Source organism: Pseudoalteromonas sp. McH1-42, assembly GCF_022347845.1.
Classification (GTDB): domain Bacteria; phylum Pseudomonadota; class Gammaproteobacteria; order Enterobacterales; family Alteromonadaceae; genus Pseudoalteromonas; species Pseudoalteromonas rubra_D.
The window spans coordinates 16,933-41,520 of record NZ_JAKRFU010000010.1 but is presented as its reverse complement, the minus strand read 5'-3'; the positions used below and the strand labels follow the sequence as shown (position 1 = coordinate 41,520).

General features: G+C 48.2%; 22 protein-coding genes. 14 read left to right on the top strand and 8 right to left on the bottom strand.

Annotated features, from left to right (window positions below; translation table 11 throughout):
* Positions 1-201: 201 nt before the first annotated feature.
* Positions 202-405, bottom strand: a complete 204-nt coding sequence (locus MHN31_RS09990; protein WP_010383280.1) for a hypothetical protein — start codon at positions 403-405, stop codon at positions 202-204.
* Positions 406-569: 164 nt separating this feature from the next.
* Positions 570-3,080, bottom strand: a complete 2,511-nt coding sequence (locus tag MHN31_RS09985; protein ID WP_138536795.1) for an EAL domain-containing protein — start codon at positions 3,078-3,080, stop codon at positions 570-572.
* 267 nt (positions 3,081-3,347) lie between these two features.
* On the opposite strand from MHN31_RS09985, the gene queA reads away from it, so the two are divergent.
* The 8 genes from queA (at position 3,348) to MHN31_RS09945 (ending at position 12,351) form a co-directional block, all read left to right on the top strand.
* Positions 3,348-4,388, top strand: coding sequence for a tRNA preQ1(34) S-adenosylmethionine ribosyltransferase-isomerase QueA (gene queA / locus MHN31_RS09980; RefSeq protein ID WP_125558332.1), 1,041 nt, complete (start codon positions 3,348-3,350; stop codon positions 4,386-4,388).
* A gap of 188 nt (positions 4,389-4,576) precedes the next feature.
* On the top strand, positions 4,577-5,701 hold the full coding sequence (tgt, locus tag MHN31_RS09975) for a tRNA guanosine(34) transglycosylase Tgt (protein ID WP_010383277.1): 1,125 nt from the start codon (positions 4,577-4,579) through the stop codon (positions 5,699-5,701).
* Between the two features lie 33 nt (positions 5,702-5,734).
* Positions 5,735-6,073: a preprotein translocase subunit YajC gene (gene yajC / locus MHN31_RS09970; RefSeq protein WP_125558330.1), complete on the top strand. Its 339-nt coding sequence runs from the start codon at positions 5,735-5,737 to the stop codon at positions 6,071-6,073.
* Between the two features lie 21 nt (positions 6,074-6,094).
* Complete coding sequence (gene secD, locus MHN31_RS09965; RefSeq protein WP_010383274.1) at positions 6,095-7,954, top strand: protein translocase subunit SecD; 1,860 nt, start codon at positions 6,095-6,097, stop codon at positions 7,952-7,954.
* Positions 7,955-7,963: 9 nt separating this feature from the next.
* Positions 7,964-8,905 carry a protein translocase subunit SecF gene (gene secF, locus MHN31_RS09960; protein WP_058797149.1) on the top strand — a complete coding sequence of 314 codons (942 nt, stop codon included), beginning with the start codon at positions 7,964-7,966 and terminating at the stop codon, positions 8,903-8,905.
* 66 nt (positions 8,906-8,971) lie between these two features.
* Entirely contained in the window at positions 8,972-9,556 is a 585-nt protein-coding gene (locus MHN31_RS09955) for a hypothetical protein (RefSeq protein ID WP_239444205.1), read from the top strand.
* Positions 9,557-9,643: 87 nt separating this feature from the next.
* Positions 9,644-11,431 (top strand): bifunctional diguanylate cyclase/phosphodiesterase, encoded by a 1,788-nt coding sequence (locus MHN31_RS09950; protein WP_239444204.1) that lies wholly within the window; start codon positions 9,644-9,646, stop codon positions 11,429-11,431.
* Positions 11,432-11,559: 128 nt separating this feature from the next.
* Positions 11,560-12,351, top strand: coding sequence for a transporter substrate-binding domain-containing protein (locus tag MHN31_RS09945; protein ID WP_125558324.1), 792 nt, complete (start codon positions 11,560-11,562; stop codon positions 12,349-12,351).
* 1 nt (position 12,352) lies between these two features.
* Here MHN31_RS09945 and MHN31_RS09940 read toward each other — a convergent pair whose 3' ends face one another.
* The 5 genes from MHN31_RS09940 to MHN31_RS09920 all read right to left on the bottom strand — a co-directional run bounded on the left by MHN31_RS09940 (position 12,353) and on the right by MHN31_RS09920 (position 17,009).
* Positions 12,353-12,976: a hypothetical protein gene (locus MHN31_RS09940; RefSeq protein WP_239444203.1), complete on the bottom strand. Its 624-nt coding sequence runs from the start codon at positions 12,974-12,976 to the stop codon at positions 12,353-12,355.
* Positions 12,977-13,043: 67 nt separating this feature from the next.
* The gene (locus MHN31_RS09935; RefSeq protein ID WP_010383265.1) at positions 13,044-13,664 is read right to left on the bottom strand and encodes a hypothetical protein; all 621 of its coding nucleotides are present in this window, start codon (positions 13,662-13,664) and stop codon (positions 13,044-13,046) included.
* A 461-nt stretch (positions 13,665-14,125) separates the two neighbouring features.
* The gene (locus tag MHN31_RS09930) at positions 14,126-15,757 is read right to left on the bottom strand and encodes a methyl-accepting chemotaxis protein (RefSeq protein ID WP_021032737.1); all 1,632 of its coding nucleotides are present in this window, start codon (positions 15,755-15,757) and stop codon (positions 14,126-14,128) included.
* A gap of 126 nt (positions 15,758-15,883) precedes the next feature.
* Complete coding sequence (locus tag MHN31_RS09925; RefSeq protein ID WP_239444202.1) at positions 15,884-16,594, bottom strand: pseudouridine synthase; 711 nt, start codon at positions 16,592-16,594, stop codon at positions 15,884-15,886.
* Between the two features lie 82 nt (positions 16,595-16,676).
* Positions 16,677-17,009, bottom strand: coding sequence for a 5-carboxymethyl-2-hydroxymuconate Delta-isomerase (locus MHN31_RS09920; RefSeq protein ID WP_125558315.1), 333 nt, complete (start codon positions 17,007-17,009; stop codon positions 16,677-16,679).
* Between the two features lie 125 nt (positions 17,010-17,134).
* Between MHN31_RS09920 and MHN31_RS09915 the strand changes: the two genes are divergently transcribed.
* From MHN31_RS09915 to MHN31_RS09895, 5 genes are all read left to right on the top strand, one after another.
* Positions 17,135-17,932, top strand: a complete 798-nt coding sequence (locus tag MHN31_RS09915; protein WP_239444201.1) for a hypothetical protein — start codon at positions 17,135-17,137, stop codon at positions 17,930-17,932.
* Positions 17,913-18,536 carry a LysE family transporter gene (locus MHN31_RS09910; protein ID WP_239444200.1) on the top strand — a complete coding sequence of 208 codons (624 nt, stop codon included), beginning with the start codon at positions 17,913-17,915 and terminating at the stop codon, positions 18,534-18,536. The genes MHN31_RS09915 and MHN31_RS09910 overlap by 20 nt, the downstream gene beginning before the upstream one ends.
* Positions 18,537-18,553: 17 nt before the next feature.
* A complete protein-coding gene (locus tag MHN31_RS09905) occupies positions 18,554-19,054 on the top strand; it encodes a gamma-glutamylcyclotransferase family protein (RefSeq protein ID WP_239444199.1) in 501 nt (166 codons plus the stop codon).
* Between the two features lie 15 nt (positions 19,055-19,069).
* Entirely contained in the window at positions 19,070-20,647 is a 1,578-nt protein-coding gene (locus tag MHN31_RS09900; protein ID WP_239444198.1) for a serine hydrolase, read from the top strand.
* Between the two features lie 87 nt (positions 20,648-20,734).
* Positions 20,735-21,652, top strand: a complete 918-nt coding sequence (locus tag MHN31_RS09895; protein WP_239444197.1) for a histone deacetylase family protein — start codon at positions 20,735-20,737, stop codon at positions 21,650-21,652.
* A 10-nt stretch (positions 21,653-21,662) separates the two neighbouring features.
* On the opposite strand, the gene MHN31_RS09890 is transcribed toward MHN31_RS09895, so the two are convergent.
* Complete coding sequence (locus tag MHN31_RS09890) at positions 21,663-21,956, bottom strand: DUF4144 family protein (protein ID WP_138536816.1); 294 nt, start codon at positions 21,954-21,956, stop codon at positions 21,663-21,665.
* A gap of 76 nt (positions 21,957-22,032) precedes the next feature.
* On the opposite strand from MHN31_RS09890, the gene MHN31_RS09885 reads away from it, so the two are divergent.
* Positions 22,033-24,585, top strand: coding sequence for an EAL domain-containing protein (locus tag MHN31_RS09885; RefSeq protein ID WP_239444196.1), 2,553 nt, complete (start codon positions 22,033-22,035; stop codon positions 24,583-24,585).
* The last annotated feature ends 3 nt before the right edge of the window (positions 24,586-24,588 follow it).

Sequence of the window (24,588 nt, the reverse complement as noted above, 5' to 3'; positions counted from 1 at the left end):
CTTAGACATAGGTTCACAAATTTTAGCCTCGCCTATATGGACGTAGGTGCCTCAGCGATAGCAGGACGCGGGAGCGGTGTTATCGACCCTATTTTTTCGCCTCAAAATAGAACTCTTAATTAAGCAAATTGGTATAAAATCATGAAGGGCAGTTGCCCTTCATGTGTGATAGTCAGTGCTGAAATGGGCCGTGAAGTGCGGTTACGACTCCAGAGAACCCAACTGGCGGCTTGATTTGAGGTCGGGCAAGAATAATAAGTAAACCCACACCACCAGGTTAAAGTAAGGCACTAAGCCCAGTAAGGTAAAAAACAGTTTAGGGTAGCCTTTGTGGCTTGCGCTTCGGTAACATTGTACGGCGATAACAACGTATATGAGCAACAATATAATAGACAGCTGTACCATTGCGATTCCTCCATTTCCATAGCCAGACGTGTCCAAATCCGTTGAATGTCTTGTAAATACCTGTGTTTCAGCTATTTAAAGTGACACGTCAAAATGTACGCTTAATTATAGATGAGAATTACCCAAGAGGCAGCTATATTTTAGTCGAATTTTGTACAAAAAGACTAGCAGGCTGTTTTCTCAGATAAAATAGTTTGCAGTACTGCGGTAAGCTGTTCAACCGGTAATGGGCGCGAAATATAGTAGCCCTGACCATAATCAATGCCAATCTCTTTGAGTGCGTCAAAAATCTCTTTGCTCTCCACATACTCAGCCACTGAGCGCTTATCCAGCGAGTGACTGATGTCATTCACGGCTTTCACCAGCGCTAAATCTATGGGGTCATTGAGCATGTCACGTACAAACGAGCCGTCAATCTTAACATGTTGAGCTGGAAGCTGTTTTAAGTAGCTGAAGGTACTGAATCCGGTGCCAAAGTCATCGATAGAGAAGTGACAGCCGAGCTCATTGAGTTTGGCAATCATCGCCTGTGTGGCACTGAGGTTATTAATACTGGCCGACTCTGTGATCTCAAAAATAATCGCACTGGCTGCGACCTGGAACTCCGCCAGACAAGACTGAATATGCGGTAACAAGCGTTCATCGAGGAAAGACTGTGCAGATAAATTGACGGAGACCTGATGTAATTCGGGGTGACTTGCGATGGCGCGAATGCACTCGCGGATCACACACTGATCCATCAGATAGGTATCGTTTAGCAACTCCAGCGCCGGGATAAACTGGTTTGGGTAAACCAGGTTGTCATCTATACGTAATCTTAATAAGGCCTCGAAGTAGGCCACCTGATTGCGTTTAAAATCCCAAATTGGCTGGTAGTGCAGTTCAATGTGATTATTTTGCAGAGCCTGACGCACATTGTGCCCCCACTCCAGGCCGGTTTGCAGGGTGCTGTTTTGCGCATCTTCTTTGCTGTAGCAGTGAACCAGATTACGGCCTAAGTTTTTAGCAATATATAGCGCAATATCGGCCTGCTTTAGGCACTCACTGGGATCACTGTTCTGATGTGTGATCTGTGCTAAACCAATAGAACAACTGATAGTATAACTGGCTTCCTCAGAATGAAACTGATGATGCTCAATGGCGCTACAGACACTTTCAGCCAGCATATGTGCATCCAACAGGGGAGTATGTTTCAGTAAAATCGCAAACTCATCACCTCCAATTCGGAAGATCAGGTGTTCATCTGCAATGTGTTCACCAAACAGTTGGGCGACCTCCTTGAGCACAATATCACCTTGCTGGTGACCTTTGCTGTCATTGATGATCTTAAAGTGGTCCAGATCAATATAGATAAGCGCATGTTCAAGGTGTGCGTCTTGTTTTGCCTGTTCACAGAATAGGTTTAATTGCTGATCGAAGTAGTAGCGGTTATGCAGTCCCGTCAGGGTGTCGTGTAAAGCAAGATGGCGTAACTGAAGCTCAGCCTGCTTGCGTTCGTGAATGTTGTCTATGGTCGCCGTTATAGTGGCAGTACTGGTGACGTTTTTTATGAGCTGAAAACGACATTCTACCCAGAGTGAGCATTGGTTACTTTGCATCACTTGTAGCTCAAGTAATGCCGATTGTTGCTCACCCTGCTGGACCTTAGTCAGGACTGTCGCCAGTTTTTCCCGATGCTCTGCCAGTACGTAGTCAAACATACTGGTATGCATGCTGGCCTTGAGTTTGTGGCCTACCAGCTGTTCCCAGGCTGGATTTAAAAAGCGGATCACGCCCGCGGTATCCAGCTCCATCACAACCGTATTGAGGTGCAGCAAAATGCGCTGGTGTGCTGAGAACAAGTCTTTGTAGCGTCGCTCGCTACGACTCAGTTGCTCGACTTTTTCGGCAAATTCCGCATAACTCACCATAAAGTCTTCACGACGGGCCGCGTGGTCGCACACTTTGCTGAGTAAAGACAGATCATAAGGCGCTCGGACAAAATCGGTGACGCCCAGCAAGAGCAGTTGCTCGGCATAGTCTGCATCACGGTTGTCTATGATGGTCACAATGGCCTGACTGGGTTTGTGCTGTAAAATATTGGCGACCAGTTCTTTACCCGAGTCACTGTGTGTTGCGGTGGCATCCAGCAAAACAATTGCAAACTCATTTTGCAAGAATTGCGACAGTGCCCCATTGGTGGTGGTGACATGAGTGGTCGTAAAGTTCAGGGATAAATGCTGACAGATCTCATCCGCACGGGTTTGATCCGGCTCGAGCAACAGCAGGTTTAAGCGACTGCTTTTTTCCAGGTGTGTAGATAACACATTTGCCAGTACCTGAGGCAGTACATCCTGACGCTCCAGAGGCAGCACTGCATCTATGCTATAACTGCGTGCTGTGGTTTCAGCAATACGTTCACAATAAGTGGGGGGCGTCAATACAATTGGGGTATTTTTCGGGGTTTTTAATAGTCCGGAGCGCACCATACGAGAAAATCGCCAGCCATCAATTTTTCCGACATTTAGCCCGGTAATGATTAAATCTACGGCTTGTTGCTTTAATACACCCAATGCCGCTTGCGTATCACTGTGCTCAACGATGCGAAAGACATTCAGCGAGGACAAGGTTTTGACGATCAGCTGGCGCTCTTGTTGATCCGCATTAACCAGCAATAATGTGAGTTGCTTTGCCATGGTGTTACTACCTTAAACCCATGAAATAAGTAAACAAGTTTTTGCCCTTACAGTCTGTGATATGTCTCGCTTTGTGCACTTAGGATGTGCCCGGAACTTTAAGGGGCACGATACGGCGCGTTTTAGCTGCGAATTTTCGTACAATAGCGACTAGATTAAAGCTATTTTTCTATACTGACAAGCGTTACATAGTTTTACCTCAGCACTTGATTTAGCGTAGGTGGATCACTAGACTTGGCGCCTATTTGCATTAATTTGAGGTCTTCTATGCGCGTTGCTGACTTTAGTTTTGAACTCCCTGATGAGCTGATCGCTCGCCACCCTAAAAAAGAACGCTCCAGTAGTCGTTTGTTGACACTGGATGGCAACACTGGTGATCTACAGCACAAAGTGTTCAAGGACATTGTCGATTTGATCAATCCGGAAGATCTCATTATTTTCAATAATACCAAAGTGATCCCGGCGCGGATGTTCGGGCAAAAAGCCACGGGTGGTAAGCTGGAAGTGTTGGTTGAGCGAGTACTGGATGAGCACAGTGTGTTGGCACATGTACGAGCGAGTAAATCGCCAAAAGAAGGCGCAGAGATACTACTTGAAGGTAAAGCCAAAGCGACTATGGTTGCCCGCCACGGGGAGCTATTTGAGCTCAAGTTCCACGGTGACGCTTCGGTGTTATCGATTCTGGACGAAATCGGTCATATGCCGTTGCCGCCTTATATTGATCGTCCTGACGAAGAAGAAGATAAAGAGCGCTACCAGACTGTGTATGGGGAGAAACCGGGCGCCGTTGCAGCGCCTACCGCCGGCCTGCATTTTGACGACGCGCTGATGACCCAATTAAAAGACAAAGGCGTCGAGATGGCGTTTGTGACGCTTCACGTTGGTGCGGGAACCTTCCAGCCTGTGCGTGTGGATGATGTGAATGACCACCAAATGCACTCTGAATATATTGAGGTACCTCAGGAAGTGGTCGAGGCAATTGCCGCTGCGCGTCAGCGTGGTGGTCGGGTTATCGCAGTTGGCACAACCTCTGTGCGTTCACTGGAGTCTGCTGCCAAAGCGCACCCGGATGAGCTGAAGCCGTTTTATGGTGACACCGATATCTTCATTTATCCGGGCTATCAGTTCCAACTGGTTGACGCCATGGTGACCAACTTCCATCTGCCTGAGTCAACATTGATCATGCTGGTGAGTGCCTTTTCGGGACAGTCGCATATTATGCATGCCTATGAAACTGCGATTGCCGAGCAGTATCGCTTCTTCAGCTATGGTGATGCCATGTTCCTGACCAGGCAGGACAAAGCGTAATTGTAAAAACCCAGCATTAAGGCTGGGTTTCTCTATTTTAACCCCTGAATTCTGTGGCTTGGCGCTTTAAAGTGCTAATTTAGCCCCAATATTATTGCCACTATGGTAGAATCGGACGGTTTTCAGTATAGCCAGGTGTCGCATCTGGTTAAGAGTAAGTTGGACTGTTTTTCCGACCAGAGGTAAGTATGAAATTTGAATTAGATTGTACACAGGGTAAAGCGCGTCGTGGCCGCCTGATTTTCGATCGCGGAGTGGTTGAAACACCGGCATTTATGCCTGTGGGTACGTACGGTACCGTAAAAGGTATGACGCCAGATGAACTAAAAGACACTGGTGCACACATCTGTCTGGGTAACACCTTCCATTTGATGTTACGTCCGGGCACCGAGATCATCAAACAACATGGTGATCTGCATGATTTTATGAATTGGGATAAGCCAATCTTAACTGATTCGGGCGGTTTCCAGGTATTCAGCTTAGGGGCTATGCGTAAGATCAGTGAAGAAGGCGTGTTATTTCAGTCTCCGGTCAACGGTGAGCGGATCATGCTTTCACCGGAAAAAGCGATGGAAGTTCAGCGTGATCTGGGCTCGGACATTGTGATGATTTTTGATGAATGTACGCCATACCCTGCCACTGAAAAAGAAGCGCGCGACTCAATGGAGCTGTCATTACGCTGGGCTAAACGCTCGAAAGAAGCACATGGCGACAACCCATCTGCTCTGTTCGGTATTATTCAGGGCGGCATGTACCCGGAGCTACGCGCTGAATCTCAGGCTGGGCTTGAGGACATTGGCTTTGATGGCTATGCGCTGGGCGGTCTGTCTGTGGGTGAGCCAAAAGAAGATATGATCAATATTCTGGATCATTGTGCTTACAAGATGCCAGAACAAAAACCGCGTTACCTGATGGGCGTGGGCAAGCCAGAAGATTTGGTTGAAGCGGTGCGCCGTGGTATCGACATGTTTGACTGTGTGATGCCAACCCGTAACGCTCGAAATGGTCACCTCTTTATCACTGGCGGTGTGATTAAAATCCGTAACGCGGTGCATAAAACAGACACTGGCCCGTTGGATCCTGAGTGTGATTGCCACACTTGTAAAAATTACTCACGTGCTTATTTGCATCATTTGGATAAGTGCAACGAGATCTTAGGTGCGCGTCTTAATACTATCCATAACCTGCGTTATTATCAGCGCCTGATGGAAGGGATGCGTGAGGCCATTGCGGCCGGTACATTTGATCAGTTTGTGGCTGATTTCTATGCCCGACGTGACAGACCGGTTCCGCCGTTGGCCGACACCGAATAACAGTTTGCAATAAAAATTAAATGAGGAAGAGCTATGAGCTTATTTATGTCTAGCGCGCATGCCAGTACGGCAGCCGCAGCACCAGCCGGTGGCGAGTGGAGCATGTTGATCATGCTGGGTATTTTTGGTCTGGTATTCTATTTCCTGATCTACCGCCCACAAGCGAAGCGTGTCAAAGAGCATAAAGATCTGATGAGTGCGCTGACCAAAGGTGATGAAGTACTAACTCAGGGTGGCCTGGTTGGTAAAATCTCTAAGGTTGCAGAAGACAAAGATTTTATCGTTATTGCCCTGAATGATCAGGCAGAAGTAACGGTACAAAAATCAGCGATTTCAGCTGTGCTACCAAAAGGCACAATGAAGTCGCTATAAACTAGCAATAAGGATGATCCAGTGTTAAACAAGTACCCAATGTGGAAATATTTACTTGTGCTCGCTGTATTGGCCGTAGGTATTTTATACGCTACACCTAACCTGTATGGTCGTGATCCGGCCATACAGGTTTCTGGTACTAAAGGTACCAATGCCGATCTCAGTGTGCTCGACCAGGTAAATAAAACACTTAAAGACAATAGCCTCACCGTAAAATCGACTGCCCTTGAAAATGGCCAGGTTTTGATCCGCTTCACGAATGTTGAAGATCAGCTAAAGGCGCAGGATCTGCTGCGTAATACTCTGAGTGACGATTATATCTCTGCCATAAACATGTCACCTGCACAGCCTGACTGGTTAAAGAATTTAGGTGCTAACCCAATGAAACTGGGTCTGGACCTGAGCGGTGGTGTTCATTTTACGATGGAAGTGGACATGGCAACGGCCATGGACAAAGCATTTGAGCAGATGGAGCAGGATTATAAGAGCGATCTAAGAGAAGAAAAACTACGTTATCGCTCGATTCGTCGTGTTGCCAACAGTGACCGTATTCAGGTGGTCATGCGTTCTGATGAAGACCGAGATGCCGCTGAGCGTTTTCTTAAAAAGCGTTACCCGGGTAATCTGTTTATCAATGACAGCAGCAACGGCCTGGCGTTTTTCTCAACGCTGAGCGAGTTGAAAATCAAAGAACTGCGTGACTACGCCATCAAACAAAACGAAACCATCATTCGTAACCGGATCAACCAGCTGGGTGTAGCTGAGCCGAACGTACAGCGCCAGGGTGCGGAACGTATTATCGTTCAGCTGCCAGGTGTACAGGATACCGCGCGTGCGAAAGAGATTTTAGGCGCGACGGCGACGCTGGAATTCCGTGAAGTTGACCAAAATGCTGATGCCCGAGCGGCAGCCCAGGGTCGCGTGCCTCCGGGTTCTGAAGTGATCATGCACCAGGCCGGTTATCCCGTTGTTGTGAAAAAACGTGTGGTACTGGAAGGGTCGCACATCACAGGCGCACAGTCTGGTCTTGATGAGTATCAACGCCCTAAAGTAAGCATCAACCTGGACAGCAAAGGTGGTGCGAAAATGAGTGCCTTTACCAAACGTGCGATTGGCAAACCGATGGCAACTGTTTTCATCGAATACAAGCCGTCAGGTAAAGTCGACAAGAATGGTAAAGCGCTGCCGCCAATCAAAGTGGAAGAAGTCATCAATGTGGCAACTATCCAGGCGCGTTTGAACAGTTCTTTCCAAATCACCGGTATTAACACGCCGGCAGAAGCCCATAACCTGAGCCTGTTGCTGCGAGCAGGGGCACTGGTTGCGCCGATCCAAATTGTTGAAGAGCGTACGGTGGGTCCGAGCCTCGGTCAGGAAAACATCCAGGCAGGTATGACTGCGGTTGTTCTGGGCTTTGCATTCGTACTGGCATTTATGCTGATGTACTACAAAGGCTTTGGTCTGGTTGCGAACCTGGCGTTGGCTGCCAACCTGGTCATGATTGTGGGCGTTATGTCGATGATCCCAGGGGCCACACTGACGTTACCTGGTATTGCTGGTATCGTACTAACCGTCGGTATGGCAGTTGATGCTAATGTACTGATTTTCGAACGTATTCGTGAAGAGTTGGGTGAAGGACGTAGTCCTCAGCAAGCCGTTCATCATGGTTATGACAGTGCCTTTAGCACCATTTTCGACGCCAACATCACCACGCTGATCGCTGCGGTGATCCTGTTCTCAGTGGGGACAGGTCCGATCGCAGGTTTCGCAGTGACACTGGCTATAGGTATCTTAACGTCGATGTTTACGGCTATCGTCGGTACTCGTGCGGTGATCAATGCGGTCATCGGTGGCAAGCGAATTAACTCGCTTTCAATCTAGGAGACGGACATGCAGTTATTAAGAATTAAAGATACCATCCGTTTTATGTCGGCACGTAAAGTGTCAATGGCATTTTCAGCGCTACTGATCCTGGCCTCTATTTTTAGCCTGACGTTCAAAGGCATGAACATGGGTCTGGATTTCACTGGTGGTACGGCAGTAGAGGTGGGTTTTTCGCAGCCTGCGGACTTACCAAAAGTACGTAGTACGCTGGCAGAGAATGGCTTCCCGGATGCATCGGTCACGCTGTTTGGTTCAAGTCAGGACGTGCTGGTACGTCTGGCCCCGCGTGATGATGTGAAAGCTGAAATCCTGGGTAACCAACTGGTTGATGCGCTGAAGCAGGTCGACAGCAACGTTGAAATGCGTCGTATCGAGTTCGTTGGCCCGAGTGTGGGTGAGGACCTCAAAGAGCAGGGCGGTCTGGCAATGCTGACTGCATTGCTGTGTATCCTTATCTATGTTGCGTTTCGATTCGAGTGGCGTTTTGCTGTCGGTGCGGTTGCCGCTTTGTTCCACGATGTGATCCTGACCATGGGTTTATTCTCATTGCTTGGACTGGAGTTCGACCTGACGATTCTGGCCGCGATCCTCGCCGTGATAGGTTACTCACTGAACGATACCATCGTTGTATCTGACCGGATCCGCGAAAACTTCCGTAAAGTTCGTATTGATGACACGTTGGAGATTATTGATATCTCGCTGACACAGACACTGAACCGGACGTTAGTGACATCAATCACAACTATTCTGGTATTGGTTGCCTTGTTTGTCTGGGGTGGCCAGACCATCCATGGGTTTGCAACGGCCTTGTTATTCGGTGTATTCATCGGTACTTACTCATCAGTCTATGTCGCCAGTTCAGTGGCGGTTGCGATGGGCGTGAGTAAGGAAGATCTGATCCCGGTTGAAGTGGAAAAAGAAGGCGCCGATCTGGATGCCATGCCATAATCAACCAACTAGCTAACGGAAGCCGCGATTGTATCGCGGCTTTTTTGTGAGAACGGGGGAAATACAATGCGTAAGGAATGTGCAGCAGCATTCGTTTGTTTTTCGCTATTCGGGTGTTCTGAGCCATCAGGGCCGGCGGCTAATGCCCAGGCTGCGACATCAGCTGTGCAGGGCAGTGGCATTGAACCGTATGCGTTGTTAGCCAGCGAGTTACTGACAGACATTCGTATCCAGCGTGATGCAGGGGTTATCCAGGCTCGTGCGGATGATCTGATACAGCAAAGTGATGTGGTCCTGGATGCCTTTAAACTGGCTTACCCACAGTGCCGGTCTTATCTGGATGCGGTATTGACACTCAGAGCGTCTTTGGCTGAGATGTCTCTTGCAGCACTGGAACAAGACTATCATGGCGATGGTAAGTTGCCTGAGTTACCCGATCCGGTGTGCTATCATAGCAAAGATTTAGTGGTGCATCCTGCGACGGTTTTGGTGATGGCAAAAGGGGGGCTTGCAGGCGACGACGCGTATTTGGAAGCGGAACTGGAAATGGTCGAGGTGATGGCCCATATTGAACAGGTAAAACAAGCATTTAAACGCGTTGAGGTGAGCATAGAGCAACAGGGAGTTGCAAATGATTCAACATCAAATTAGGTACAATCGTCTTTTTGACATATAACTGTCATGTAAAATTGATAATTTGCTCGATTATCAATCAAACCTCATCTTGGTCATCGAGCAGTGGACTCAACGCAGATCCTTTTGGATGAAATCATCGCTAACAAAGCCGTTTATACGGCATTCCAGCCAATCTATGACTTGGCAAAGGAGCAGGTGCTGGGCTTCGAGGCTTTAAGCCGCGGTAAGCGTGGTTCTGTGTTGGAGCAACCAGATAGTTTGTTCGCGGCAGCCAGTCGCTACGATCGTCTGTCGGAGCTGGAATTGTTGTGCCGTCAGAGGGCCATTACTCAGTTTGTGGCGCAACAATTGCCCGGCAAGCTGTTTCTTAATGTCAGCCCAAAAGCACTGCTGGACCCTCGTCATCCGAGGGGGGAAACCTTACACCTGGTTGAACAGGCTGGATTGGCAGCCAGCCGTATAGTGATTGAAGTGACTGAGCAAGATAAGGTCGATGATGGTTTTTTGTTGTTAAAGACCATAGCCCACTACCGTCAGCTGGGTTTCACTATCGCCATTGATGACTTAGGTGCAGGCTATTCCGGGCTAAAGCAGTGGTCAGAACTCTGTCCTGACTTTGTTAAAGTGGATCGTTATTTCATCGACTATTGCGATCAGAGTATCGTTAAACGAGAGTTTCTCAAGTCTATTATTGAACTGGCTAAGGCAACCAATACTGCGGTGATTGCAGAGGGCATTGAGCGGATGGAAGAGCTCGCTTTACTGGAGCAGTTAGGGATTGTGAATGCGCAGGGATATTTGTTGGCTAAACCAAGTGAGCAGCCGGCTCTGGAGATGATCAATCTGGCACAGCATCGTCACAGCAGCAGTAAGGACAATCCATTTGAGCAGTCTATTGCGATTGGCTGGCTGGCGAAGGACGTTGCTGCAATCCACACCTGTACTCAATGTCTTGATGCCCATCGATATTTTGAGCGTGATAAACGACTGATGAGTTTGACTGTAGTGAATGATGCAAGACAGCCTGTTGGCTTGCTGCATCGGGATCAGTTGACGGAAGTGTTTGCTGCACCCTATGGTCATGCCTTATTCGATAAAAAGCCAGTGACTGAGCTAATGGACAAACAACCGCTGATTGTTGATGAGCAAGAGCAACTCGACAGTGTCAGCCAGCTGATCACTGAGCATGAATTCGACATCCGACGTCATATTATTATTACCCGGGAAGGGCGCTATCTGGGATTGGCGCCTTTAAGGGATATCCTGAAACATATTACGGACGAAAAAATCCGCCATGCGCAACACGCCAACCCGCTGACCATGCTGCCGGGTAATGTGGCGATTAATGAGGCCATTGAACAGCGCTTGCGCGCTAAGCATGGATTTTCATTGGCCTATATCGACCTCAATCATTTTAAACAATTCAATGACCTTTATGGTTACGCCAGTGGCGACAGTGTGATTAAACTGCTGGCTGAGGTGACAGTTGCTGTGTGTAAACATAGTCACTGCTTTGTCGGGCACATTGGTGGCGACGATTTTATGGTGGTGTTTGACAACGACGATGCTGAAAACCTGTGCCATGAGATAATTCAGCGGTTTGAAGCTCAGTCTAAGGCTTTCTTTACGCCAGAGCATGTTGCGGCTGGCGGTTACTGGGCCAGTAATCGTGAAGGTCAGAAGCAATTTGTGCCGTTACTGACGTTATCTATCGGGCTGGTATCACCGGATGTGGAATCCTGTAGTAACAGCCATCAGGTCGCTGCATTGGCAACCGACGCGAAAAAAGAGGCCAAGCGCTATCGCAACAGTTATTTGTTTGTCTGTAATCGTCGCAAGCCCAGTGCTCCGGTCGTACGGTTAGAGGCGGTCAGTAGCTTGGCTACTTAATTCAGCGATTTATGACAACACAATCTCGGTTGAGTATTGTTGCAGTTAGGTGTAGTTTGGAGGTCAGGGTGATATGTCCTTGGATTGCACAATACAGGACTGACAATTCAATATGAGCTAGGTGGTGTATGGTAAAACGGGTTATCTATCTGATGCTGTTACTGCTTGGTGCGGCGGTCGAGGCAAAATCCACCATTTATGTTGCAAAAGAAATGCGGCCCCTCTATGACCGGGATTTGTTTCTTTACGAATTGCTCGACTTATCGCTAAAGGCGGCTGAATACCCCGTTGATATTCAACATGTTAAGGTCCACCCACATCAACAAAGAACGTTACTGGCATTGAGCAAAGGTGAGGTTGATCTGCACTGGAGCATGTCGAGTCCGGCGCGAGAAAAGCTGGCCATCGCGGTTAAGTTTCCACTCTTTGATGGCCTGATTGGCAAGCGTGCGCTGCTGGTACATCGCGAGCAACTGACCCGGTTTGAGGCTGTTCAAAGCAAAGCCGGGCTAGCTAAACTGGTTGCTGTGCAGGGGCATGACTGGCCGGATACCAAGATACTGGCTGCTAACGGATTAAAGGTCAGGCCGATAGTGAATTACCAGGCGATGTTTGACTTGGTGATCAATCAAAAAGCAGACTATTTTCCCCGTTCAGTGGTTGAGGTGGATTCTGAGCTCGCAGCTCAATCTGCCGCTGAACTGGTCAAATTGCCCGGTGTTTATTTGTCATACCCGGCACACTTCTACTTTTTTGTGAACAAGCAAAAACCAGAACTGGCAGAAAAGCTGGATCAGGGTTTGAGGCGCCTGAAAGACAGTGGTCAGTATGAGCAGTTACTGGCGCGCTATTTTGATCTCTCCTTCTTAGCGACAGCACAGCCGATATATCTGGATAACCCATTCTTTCACACTGATTGATCTATCTGTCGCTACCTTGCGGGCTCAGACGCTGTTGTTGGTAGGTGATCACGGTGAGCACTAAGAGGGTGCCACACACCGATGAATAAAACAGATAGCCCGTTACCTCAAATGCATAGAAGAAAAGGGTGATGTCATATCCTCTGCCATTACGCAGATAGTTCTCGAATAAGGCTAAAAAGCTAAATATGGCGGTGAGCAAACATAGCCATGGCAGCAGGGTATCCGCAAAAGTATAATAGATATTTCTGTTTGGAAAGAGGCGTTTAGTTATCTCCATCCGGTAGATTAGCAGCACTAGTAAAATCAGCTCTTTGATAAAATGCAGACCAAAAATCAGACTGTTTTGGAACAGACGGTTTTGCGTCTCTGAGGTCAGGCTGATCAGGCCAGTTGAGAATAGCAAGTTTTCATAAATAATGGGAAACAGGGCCAGTCCTGTTAACCCGCACAGGTTTACATCTTTCAGTCGGACACCAATGATAAACAGGCCGCTAAGTAAGAGAGAGTATGCCGAAAAGACGTAGAAAGTTGCATCGCGAAGAATGATCAATATCAGACTGAGTGCGACTATGACCATCAGCAAGGGGCTATTGATATAGCGAAAGTGGACCGCGAAGGCCATGCATCAAATCCCTGGATGTTATTCAGACAAACCTGTCGATGGACTATACAGGTTTGCCTTTCGAATGTTAACTCCGTTTTTTAATGGTCGGAACTTTCAGCTCATAGGCTTCTTTATAAGAGATCACCGTTAGCGCAACCAGCATGGCACATATGGTGGAAAAGATCAGATAGCCTGTAATTTCAAAGGCGTAAAAGAAGAAGGTAATATCGTATCCCTTACCATTACGGAAGTAGTTCTCTATCAGTGCGAAGAAGCTGATGGCTGCGCCTATGAGGTAGAGCCAGGGCATGATGCTGTCAGCAAAGGTGGCACGGATCTGATGCTTAGGAAACAACCATTTGGTGATTTCAACGCGATAGGTGAGGAGCACCAAAATCAGAAGCTCTCTGGCCATGGAAAGGCCGAATATAATGCTGTTTTGTAGCAGGCGATTTTCTTCGTCCGAGTAAAGGCTTATCAGGCCTGTGGAAAACAGCAGATTTTCGATCAGTATGGATGACAAATTCATCATAGCGAGGACGCAAATATTAATGTCTTTGATCCGCAGTCCGATCAGGAAAACCAGAGAGATGATTGCAATACAAGAGAGGATGAACACATAGGTTGCATCCTGCATAATAAAAATGACTACTACCATCACGACGTATGGTAGTAGCAGGTCTTTAATCGATAAATCCTTTGTCATGTCGAAGTACGTTTTGTCTCTAATTTTTGGGAAGTTTGTTGGCCTTTGGGTCTAACAGGGTGTAACACACTGGAACCGGCAGCGACTTTTTGGCAATCAGTGAATGAAAGAGATTTCATATTGATGTTCCTTATGTCATTGTTGTTTGCCTAACCAAAACGACTGCAATAACTGGCTAGTCAGCTTCTAGAGTATAGGCACTGCATCCGCCTTTGCTCATTCATCTGTAAATTACGTGCACGTCACGCAAACGTAATTTAGATGAACTGGGTGTGCTTTAAGACCTATCATATATGATTTATTTCATACAGCACAACATAAGGTCTATTAAGCTCTGGTTAATAAATTTACCACCTAGTCCGGAAAAGTGAAATGAAATTTTTCATATAACTTTAATTAATTGTTAATTATATTGTTCGTTTCACTTTTTCTTCTTGAAAATCTGAATATTAACTACGTTGCTAAACTTTAAATTTTGCCATTTCTTTTTCCAGTTGATGCGTTAATGCCGTGATGCTGTCAGTTGCCTGATGCGCATGGTGTGAGACCTGGGCTGTCTGACTGGCAGTATCTGATATGGTTACCACACGGTGTGCGGTGTCTTCTCCGGCTGCAAGCTGTTCTTTTGCGGCTTGGGCAATCTGGTCACTCATTTGCGATATTGCACTGAGCGATTCAGCCACCCGTTTCAGTGCTTCACTGGCTTCGTTAGACATTGTCACGGTTTTTTCACTGGTGGCAATACTCAGGGTAACTGATGCTTTGGCTTCCTGAGTTGCAGATTGAAGATTACCAATCATGGTATGGATTTCTTCTGTGCTGCTTTGGGTGCGTTGTGCCAGCTGTCTGACTTCGTCGGCAACGACTGCGAACCCGCGACCTTGCTCTCCGGCACGTGCCGCCTCAATCGCAGCGTTCAATGCCAGCAGATTGGTTTGCTCCGCAATACTTTGGATCACACTCAGTACATTGGCGATGTTTTTTACTTCTTCATCAAGCACCTGAATATTATTACCTGCACTGTCGATTTGCTGCTCTAATAGGACAATGGCTTCAGACGCTTTAGTCGTGAGCTTATCGGCACTTTGCCCCTGGCCTTCTGCTTGTTGCACAGAGTCAGCTGCTTGCTCTGCGTGCTCAACCACGGTTTGCGCAGAGGCGGTGAGTTCGGTGATTGCTGATGCCACCATTTGGGTTTCTTCGCTCAGGCTGCGAGTGAGTGACTCCAGCTCATTAGAACGAGCTTCACCATTGTGGCTTTGTTCATTAAGCGAATCGCTGACTGATTTTAGCCCGCCAACCACACCTTTTAGCCCTTCTTGCATGTATTCCATGCCCGCCAGAATACTGTCTGGTTTGGCGTTGTCGTTGTGGATCTGTGAAGTGAGGTTGCCGCGCGAAACTTCCTGAACGATGTCGAGGACGTCATCCAGCTCTGCGCCTAGTTTGTTAGACAGAGACAAGCCAAAGCGAGTTAAAGCAAAGGTCAGTGCGACGGCGATAAGTAATGACAAAGACGCGAGCCAGCTTGCAGTATCCCAATAGCGCTCATCGACTTCCTGATAACTGATACCAGTTCCCACATACCAGCCGAACAGAGGGGTTTTTTGCACGACTGAAGTCATGGCTGCGACGGTGCCATTGCGCTGTGATGTCCAGTTGTAGGTAATGATACGATTTGTTTGCGAGCCGACCAAACGTTCCACCATGCGCCCGATACTATTACCGTTGGCATCTTTAAAGTCGTTGAAGCTGGTGTCGTGTAAATGCGGGTCATGTGGCGCAGCGATGAAGTTGAGTTCACTGTCCACCACGTACACGTACTCAGAGTCGTGATATTTGTTTTCTCGTAAAATCTGCGATGCGAGTGTTTTGGCCTGTTCCTCTGTCAGGGCGCCGCTGCGCACAAACCCTTCAAACTGCTGCACTATATTGGCTGTGCTTTTCATCAGTTGATTGATACGCGCAATATTGTCTGTTTCGCTTGCATGTCTGAGGGATTGCAGCCCCACAATTGCCACCAGAATGAGGGCAACAAAAATAGAAGCTGCAAATAGGATGATTTTTGTTCTTAAAGTAAGTGATGAAAACACGTGATGCCCCTGTAGCAGAATCTGATTTAATGATTTAACACGAATTCCGTATTGTGGAAAGCTGAAAAAGGTCATTATAACAGTAATCTTAGATGATTTTTCCTCACTATAGGGGGTGACAGCGTTTTACCTTGCATTAATTATGTTAACTTCCGTATCGCTGAGTAAGCGGTACTCACCGGCCGCCAGTTGTGTATCCAGCTCAATACCAGCAACATTTTCTCTGTGTAGTTCTACGACCTTATTACCGACCGCTGCTAGCATACGCTTCACCTGATGGTACTTTCCTTCGCAGATAGATAAGCGTAGCGCATACTTATCCAGCTGCTCCGCTATGGCGGGCTGAGTGAGGCTTTTTTCATTGTGCAACGCGACACCCTGACGTAGTTGCTCGAGTGCTTCTTCGGTGAGTGCTTCTTGTGTTTCAACCAGGTAAGTTTTGTACTTTTGTTTCTTTGGTGAGGTGATTTGATGAGACCAGTCGCCATCATTGGTAATTAAAACGAGTCCAGTGGTATCCAGGTCCAGCCGCCCCGCAACATGAAAATCTTTTAAGTTGGGCTCGTCCAAAAGCTCAAAAACGGTGGGGTGCAGGTCGTCCTGATTGGCGCACACATAACCAGTCGGTTTGTTCAGCATATAGTAACGCTTACCGAGATAAACCAGTGGCGTCTGGTCCCATTCGACTAGATCATCCTGCCCAACAGAATAATCTGCTTTGCTGATAGTGACGCCATTGACAACGGCCAGGCCTTTTTTGATCCCTATTTTGACTTTACTGCGAGGCAGCTCCTGAATGTGGCTGACAAACTTATCTAAACGACAGGGGAATTTCATAGTGATTGCTCTGTAAATTGAAAATGACCCGCACGTCAATGCGGGTGAGCTGAGAGCAGCTCTGATTAAGGGCTATTATACGTCAGTTCTTGCGGTAGATCTCTGGCTCTAAGTCATAGGGATGAACACTGAGGTGGAGTTGCTCGCCATCGACTACTGCGTTCAGCGCATGTAGTAGCGTCTCACTCAGCAGTTGCTTTTGTGCTATCGTTCTGCCGGAAATAATGTGGGCTTGCACGTGAATAAAGCCTCTGTGGTCGCTACCCAGATGATAGTCGTGATAAGCAATTGCCCGGGTTTTAATGGACGAAGGATCAAACAGCTGAGTACGTTCAGCACCTTGATGGACGGCCTGGACAAGTTCAGAAACGGAAATATTCAGATGGGCAGAGTGTTCAATGATCAGATGAGGCATGGTATCACAGGGTAATTGTCGCTAATATGGCAATATGATATGAATCTTTTCTTGCAATGCCAAGTGATTAGTGGGCGGTGAGAACGCCCGGAACTGGCATGTTTTGATACAGAAGACAGGATATTATGCTGGCGATATTTAAATCTAAACCACTACTGGAAGACGCTCAGGCTCAGCAGTTAATTCATTTGTTTGGCTGGGCGGTTGAGCATTTTGACGTCGATTTTTTTCTCCGTCACACTCGGATTGTTGAGCCTACCGTGCAGGACTTCCCGGATCAGGTCACTAGTGTTGAGCAAATGGCACAAACTGTGTTTGGCCGGGTGCGCGATTATGCCGGGTTGCAGCACTGGCCTGTTGCTTTATTACCACCGCAGCAAATGCCGTTGCAGCAGACCTTCCCAAATTTTACCCTTAGTGGTGGATTGCGCGGAGAGCAGGTGTCGGTGTCAGAAACGCCAGCTATGCCGATTGCTCTTTCCTATAACCCTAATCAAATCAACCAGCCTCAGGATATGGTTGCAAGTTTAGCTGGCTCTCTGGCGATGATTTTGATTCACCAGGTGGGTAAGTTACCACCAGGCGGTCAGGAACATTTACCCGTTGCCGCAGATGTGCTGGCTGTGTACATGGGGTTTGGTGTGATGTTGAGTAACAGTGCTTACCATTTCAGAGGTGGGTGTGGCTCTTGTTATAATGCCTATGCCAATCGGCAGGCTGCCCTCAGTGAGGCAGAAACGATCTTTGTGCATGCCTTGGTGTGTCATTTCAAGCCACAATATAACGGTGCGAAACACCTTAAACCCCACCTCAAAGGATTGTATAAAAAAGCCTGTAAACAGCTTCAGGGCATTTTAAAAACGTCTCCGGATCCCGTTTTACTGGCACTGGAGGATCGCAGTCGTGTCGCCTTATCTGGATGAGTTTGTTTTGATTGCGCTGGCACATTTTTTTGCGGTTGCCAGCCCCGGGCCTGATTTTGCCGTTGTACTGAAACAAAGCATTAGCTTTGGTCGCCGTAATGCTCTGATGACCAGCGCAGGAGTAGGGTTAGGGATATTGGTACATGTCACTTATTGTCTGCTTGGTGTCGCGTTGTTGTTAGCGCAATCGCCGGAGTTATTTAATGTCTTTAAATACCTAGCTGGCGCTTACCTGGCGTACATGGGTATTCAGGCTTTACGTGCAAGTGCCAATCCGGACTCACAGCAAACAGCTACCCCATCTGCAACCGAGGAAAGTGCCATGCAGGCACTGCGGCGCGGCTTTTTGGTGAACGCATTGAACCCAAAAGCGACATTATTTTTCCTTTCCTTGTTTACCTTGGTGATTGATCCTGGCACCCCTCAGTCCGTACAAATCTTGTACGGATTATATATGGCTGTGGCAACTTGGTTGTGGTTTTCTTCCCTTTCCATGGTGCTGAGCAAAGCCACTGTCCGCAGCTTTTTTCAACGTGCCGGGCATTGGTTTGATCGCGGAATAGGGGTAATTCTACTGCTGCTGGCGCTTAGGGTAATACTTTAATAATGCCAGGAGTCATGATGGCAGACAGAGAAATACTTAACTTTGCTTTTGGATCAAATTTAACCCCCGCGCGCCTGCAGGCGCGTTTACCAGCAGCCCAATTGCTTGGCACCGCCCGCCTGCCAGGCTACACCTTGGGTTTTCGTCATCTTGGTCAGGATGGCTCGGCTAAATGCTCCATTGAACCGGATGATAGCGCTGTGGCATGTGTGCATGGCGTTTTGTATGCCTTAACCGAGCAAGAGATAGCACAGTTAGACCGCATAGAAGGTGAAGGCTATCAGCGACAAGGTGTTGAGGTGATCCGCGCTTGCGGTTCACGGCTCACTGCGCACTGTTATATCACACAACAATTTTACGACGACCTGCTGCCGTTTTCCTGGTATCTGGAGCATGTGCTGCGGGGCGTGCAACATCATCAATTCCCTGCGTCGTATCAGCAGCTGCTCGCTAAGCAGCCATGTACTCTGGACCTGGATTTCCACAGAGCGCGACGGGAATTGTCCATTCATCAATAAGGAATAGCAATACACATGAAGTACCAAATTGGTAAAGGCTTGATCGCCACCGTAATGTTGTCGGTGAGTAGTTTTTCTGCGTTGGCTGAGCAATATACGCCAGGCGTGAATATCGCGGATGTTGAGCAGGCTGTTACTGAGGCAATGGAGAGGTTCCATATACCTGGCATTGCACTCGCTGTGGTAGAGCGCGGTGAAGTTGTATTGAGCAAAGGATATGGGTTACGCCATATTGCTCACCAGGATAAGGTGGATGCGGATACCTTGTTTGGGATCGCTTCAAATAGTAAGGCATTTACGGCTGCGGCTCTGGCAGTATTGGTGGATGAAGGCAAGCTGAGCTGGAGTGATGAGGTCATCAAACACATCCCGGAGTTTCGTTTGTCAGACCCCTATGTAACGCGAGCAATGACGATTGCTGATCTGCTAAGCCATCGTAGTGGACTGGGGAAAGGAGCTGGTGATCTAATGATCTGGCCAGATACCGACAAAACCATGGCTGATCTATTGGAAGGGATAGCACACTTACCAATAGAGAGCAGCTTGCGCAGCACTTATGCCTACAACAATCTGATGTTTGTGGTTGCAGGTGAAGTCGTAAATCGCGTAAGTGGAATGGGGTGGCGAGATTTTGTTGAGCAGCGATTGTTTAAACCAATGGGGATGGATACTTCACGTGCCGGATTTTCACGGATCCCACAGGAGAACCAGAACTGGGCGACCGGGAGTATATTTTGGCAGGGTCAACTCACTCCTTTCTTCGTGGACTACCTGGAGGATTTTCGCGGAGCGGGTGCCATTGCTTCCAGTGCCAACGATATGAGTTTGTGGCTAAAAACTCAGTTAGCTGCAGGCAAAATGCCAAATGGCAACGCGCTGTTTAGCGAAGTTCAACAGGTTTATATGTGGCATCCATACATCATGCGTTGGCCAAATGAAGCGGGCAAAGCATATCAGCGGCAGTTTCGGGGGTATGGTTTAGGTTGGGCGATAGAAGATTATTTCGGTCACAAAAAAGTGTGGCACGGGGGTGGGATCCCTGGCATGGTCTCTCAAGTTGCCATGATACCAGGCAAGCAGCTGGGTGTAGTGGTGCTGTCTAACCAACAGGCTTTTCCAGCTTTGACGGCCATTATAAATGAGGTGTTCGAGGATGCGCTGGGATTGCCTGATAAGGAGTGGGTCAAAGAAGCCGCTGAGAAGTATCAGCTGAAGCGTGAAGAAGCATACCGCTCTGCAGGGGCTGTGAAGTTAGACAAGCGACAACCACAACTGGCAAATCAAGTATACACAGGCACGCTGGTCAGTCCATGGTACGGCAATGTGATTGTGGAAGAGCTCAATGGTGAGTTGTATATTGATTTTACCCATACCGAAATGCTGAAAGGGAAATTGCAACACCATACTGGTAATACATTTATTGTGAAGTGGCAGCATGCTGAGTTAGAAGCGGATGCGTACATTGATTTTACTCTGTCTCCATCACAACAGGTCGAAGCTGCAAGTATGTCCTGGGTGAACCCGGATATTACCGACTTCAGTTTCGATTTTCATAATTTGCAGCTTAAAGCCAAACCGCTTTCGACACAGTAAGTCGACAGGTTACACCAAAGTATCAGGGTTTGCTTCAGGCGGCTCTGATACACTCATATTATGACTCTACGAAGGACTGATTTTGCTATGCGTACTGCATTGATCACTCACCCGCTTTGTCGTAAACATAAAATGATTGCGGATCATCCTGAATGTCCGGAGCGACTGGACGCCATTTCAGATCGAATTCTGGCGTCCGGATTAGATGTGGCCATTGAATATAAAACGGCACCCAAGGCGACACTGAAAGACATTGCACGAGTGCACGACCAGGCGCATATTAGTCGGGTATGTGAGGCATTACCCGAGTCAGGCCTGGCTGAGCTGGACGGTGACACCTGGTTATGTCCCGATTCTATGAAAGCAATTGAGCGTGCGGTCGGGGCTGGTTTATTGGCCGTTGATGAAGTACTTGCAGGCAAGCTTGATGCGGCTTTTTGTGCCGTGCGCCCGCCAGGACATCATGCTAATCAAAATAGTTCTTCCGGATTTTGCGTATTCAATAACCTAGCCATTGCGGTTGCTTATGCCCAGCAGCAGGGCGTGGAGCGAATAGCGGTGCTCGACATTGACGTACATCATGGTAACGGGACGCAGGACATAGTGCGCGATGACCCCCGAGTACTGTTTTGTTCATTATTCCAATACCCTTTTTATCCTAATACAGCGATTGAAAACACGGATTCTATCTTGAATTCCCCGCTACCCGCTGGCAGCGATGGGCGAGATTTTCGTGCGCTGGTGGAACAGCAATGGCTACCCAGGCTGGTGGAATTTTCGCCTCAGCTAATCTTCATCAGTGCCGGGTTTGACGCGCACCTTGAGGATGATATGGGAGGACTGGGCTTTGTGGAGCAAGATTATATCTGGTTTACAGAGCAGGTGATTGCCTTCGCCAGGGCACACTCATGCCTGGGTATCATTTCCTATCTCGAAGGGGGCTATGATCTGTCATCGCTGGGCCGCAGCGTTGAGTGTCATATTCGTGCGCTGGCAGAAGCCTGAACCACCTCAATTAGCTGATACTTTCTAACAATTCGAAGGCCTCTTTGACGCTGCACTGATTGAGTTTTGACACGCAGCATTGGCCTTCCTGTACTAAGGTTTGTTGCACTAATCGGGTGAGTGCATCGGCCGATAGAGAAGGGGCCTGTTGGCCTGAGCGAGTCAAATACTGGCCATCAGGATAGATACAGATCCCCTCGTCAGGGCCCGCATAATGGCACATTTCCGCCAATTCAGTCTCATTACTGACATAAGCTAGACTTTGGTCTAACCATAATAGGAACGGGTACGACTTTATTGTCATTATTTGTTCTTGGTCAAGGTTGTTTAAATTGTCTTCATTATACTCGATTAGATTGGCTGAAAGCGAGGCTGTGCTTATGATGGGCGATACACGTCAACTGCAAATTAAAGATGTTTACTCTAATAACCTGCTGTGTTGTGACTACACAACGCGTTTGTATGATGCGTTGAGTTTGATGCGTGAGCGGCGGGTCAGTTCGATATTTATTGAGCAGGACGGCAAAATCGTCGGGATTTGGACAGAGTCAGACTGTGTCAGTCTGGATTTTGAGCACACTGGTCTGGCACAGACTGCCATTGGTAATATTATGAACTCACCGGTACATGATATTTTGATCAGTCAGACGCTGAGTGAAGCCACTATCAAGTTTCACCAGCTGGGAATCCGTCACCTTTTGGTAAAAGACGCCCATAATCAACCGCTGGGTGTAGTGTCTCTGTCTGATATTGTGCGCAATCAGGGGCTGGACCACTATCTGCACTTTCGCCCCATAGAAGATCATTTCGAGTCACAGATCAGCACCCTGGATGCCCAAGCCTGTATTTCCGAAGCGATTCACGCGATGCGCCGGGACAAGACCACCGCAGTGCTGGTATATAACCAGGCATTGGCTGAGTATGGCATTATCACCCAACGGGATGTGGCCTATGTGATCCTGAATCAGGACTGGCGTATGCCCTGCTGGGAATTGGCCAGCTATCCGATGGAATCCATGACCCCCAAAGACAGCCTGTTCGATGCTTACCGTCTGATGACGGCACGTTCTATTCGTCATCTGGTGATCCGTGAACCTGGCTCTGGTGCTGTAATGGGCTTACTGGCTTTGAAGAATGTGCTGACAGAAATAGAAACCGCTTATTGTAGTGAGCTGGAGAAAGTGCTGGCTCAGCGGGACTTGGCATTACAAAAGTCGGAAAAAAACCTCTATTTGGCTAACCGCATTATCGACGCCTCACTCGATGGCATTATGATCACCCGGGCCAATGGCGAAATCATCCAAATCAACCCTGCGTTCAGCGCGTTGACGGGGTATCAGGACTATGAGGTACTGGGCAAAAACCCCAGCCTGCTGAGTTCGGGTGTCCATGGTCAGGATTATTATGAAAGGATGTGGTCGGAATTGTCGCATAAGGGGGTTTGGCAGGGAGAGATCTGTAATAAGCGTAAAAGTGGCGAAGTGTATGTCGAGTGGCTGACCATCATTGAAATCAATGAACCCTACAGTGATGATGTGCTCTATGCCGCCATTTTCAGTGACATCACCGAACGTAAAAATGCGGAAGAGAAAATTGCCCGACTGGCGTATTTTGATGAACTCACAGGGTTGCCTAATCGCCGGCTATTTTACGACAGGTTGTCTATGGCGCTAGCCTCGGCGCAGCGAGATAAACACAAACTCAGCGTGATGTTCATAGATTTAGATCGCTTTAAGGAGGTCAATGACACCTTAGGTCACAGTGCCGGGGATAAACTGCTCAGCCAGGTTAGTGAGCGGATAAAAGCCATTCTTAAGCCAGGAGACACACTGGCCCGTCTGGGCGGGGATGAGTTTGTTGTGCTGCTTACCGAAGTCGAGCATATGGAAGATGTGGTGGGCTTTGCCGATCAGGTACTCAGTGAGCTCAGTGTGCCCTTTGCGTTGGGTGAGCTAAATGTGGCGGCGACGGCATCACTGGGGGCGGCAATCTACCCTGAGGATGGCCTGGACAGCGAAAGCCTGCTCAAGCATGCTGATGTGGCCATGTACCGCTCTAAAGAATTGGGACGCAATTCTTTCCAGCTGTATAAAGCATCGATGAATGCGCGCTCGCTTGAACGCTTGTCTATGTTGAGTCGCTTTCAAAGCGCCCTCGAAGGCGGCGAGTTTGAACTCCATTATCAGCCATTGCGTTGCCTGACGAGCGGTCGGATCATGAGTGTAGAGTGTTTGCTGCGCTGGCAAGACCCCAATTTGGGCACTATCTCGCCAGCCCAGTTTATTCCCCTTGCAGAGGAATTGGGCTTGATTGTGAAGCTGGATCAGTGGGTGATCAACGAAGCCTGTCGACAAATGGCTCTATGGTTGAGTGAAGGGCTGGATATGCGTCGTATCGCGATTAATATCTCTGCCAGTCACCTCAGTCAGGGAGATCTGGTGATGACCATGGCCAAAGCGCTGGAACAGCATAATCTGGATGGTCATTATGTTGAGCTGGAACTAACCGAGACCAGCTTTGTCAGTAACTTGCATGATGCCAAGGTCATGCTTAACAAGCTGAAAAATCTGGGGGTTTCGATTGCGCTTGATGATTTCGGGACTGGGTATTCGGCGCTGAGTTATCTGGCTAAGCTGCCCATCGACATACTGAAAATCGATGCCAGTTTTATCGCCAAAATACCAGATGAATATGGCAACAGTGAGGTTGTGACAGCGATTGTCGCGATGGCCAAAGCACTGAATTTACATGTAGTGGCGGAAGGGGTTGAAAAATCTGTGCAGCAGAAGTTTTTGCAAAAGCTGGGGTGCCACACGATGCAGGGATATCACTATTGCCGGCCTCTGCCTCAGTCAGACTGGCTGAACTTTTATCGTTCCGAGCGTGGGCTGAGTGAGTTCTCTCCCCCGCAACGGCGGGTAAGCGGCCGCTAACTG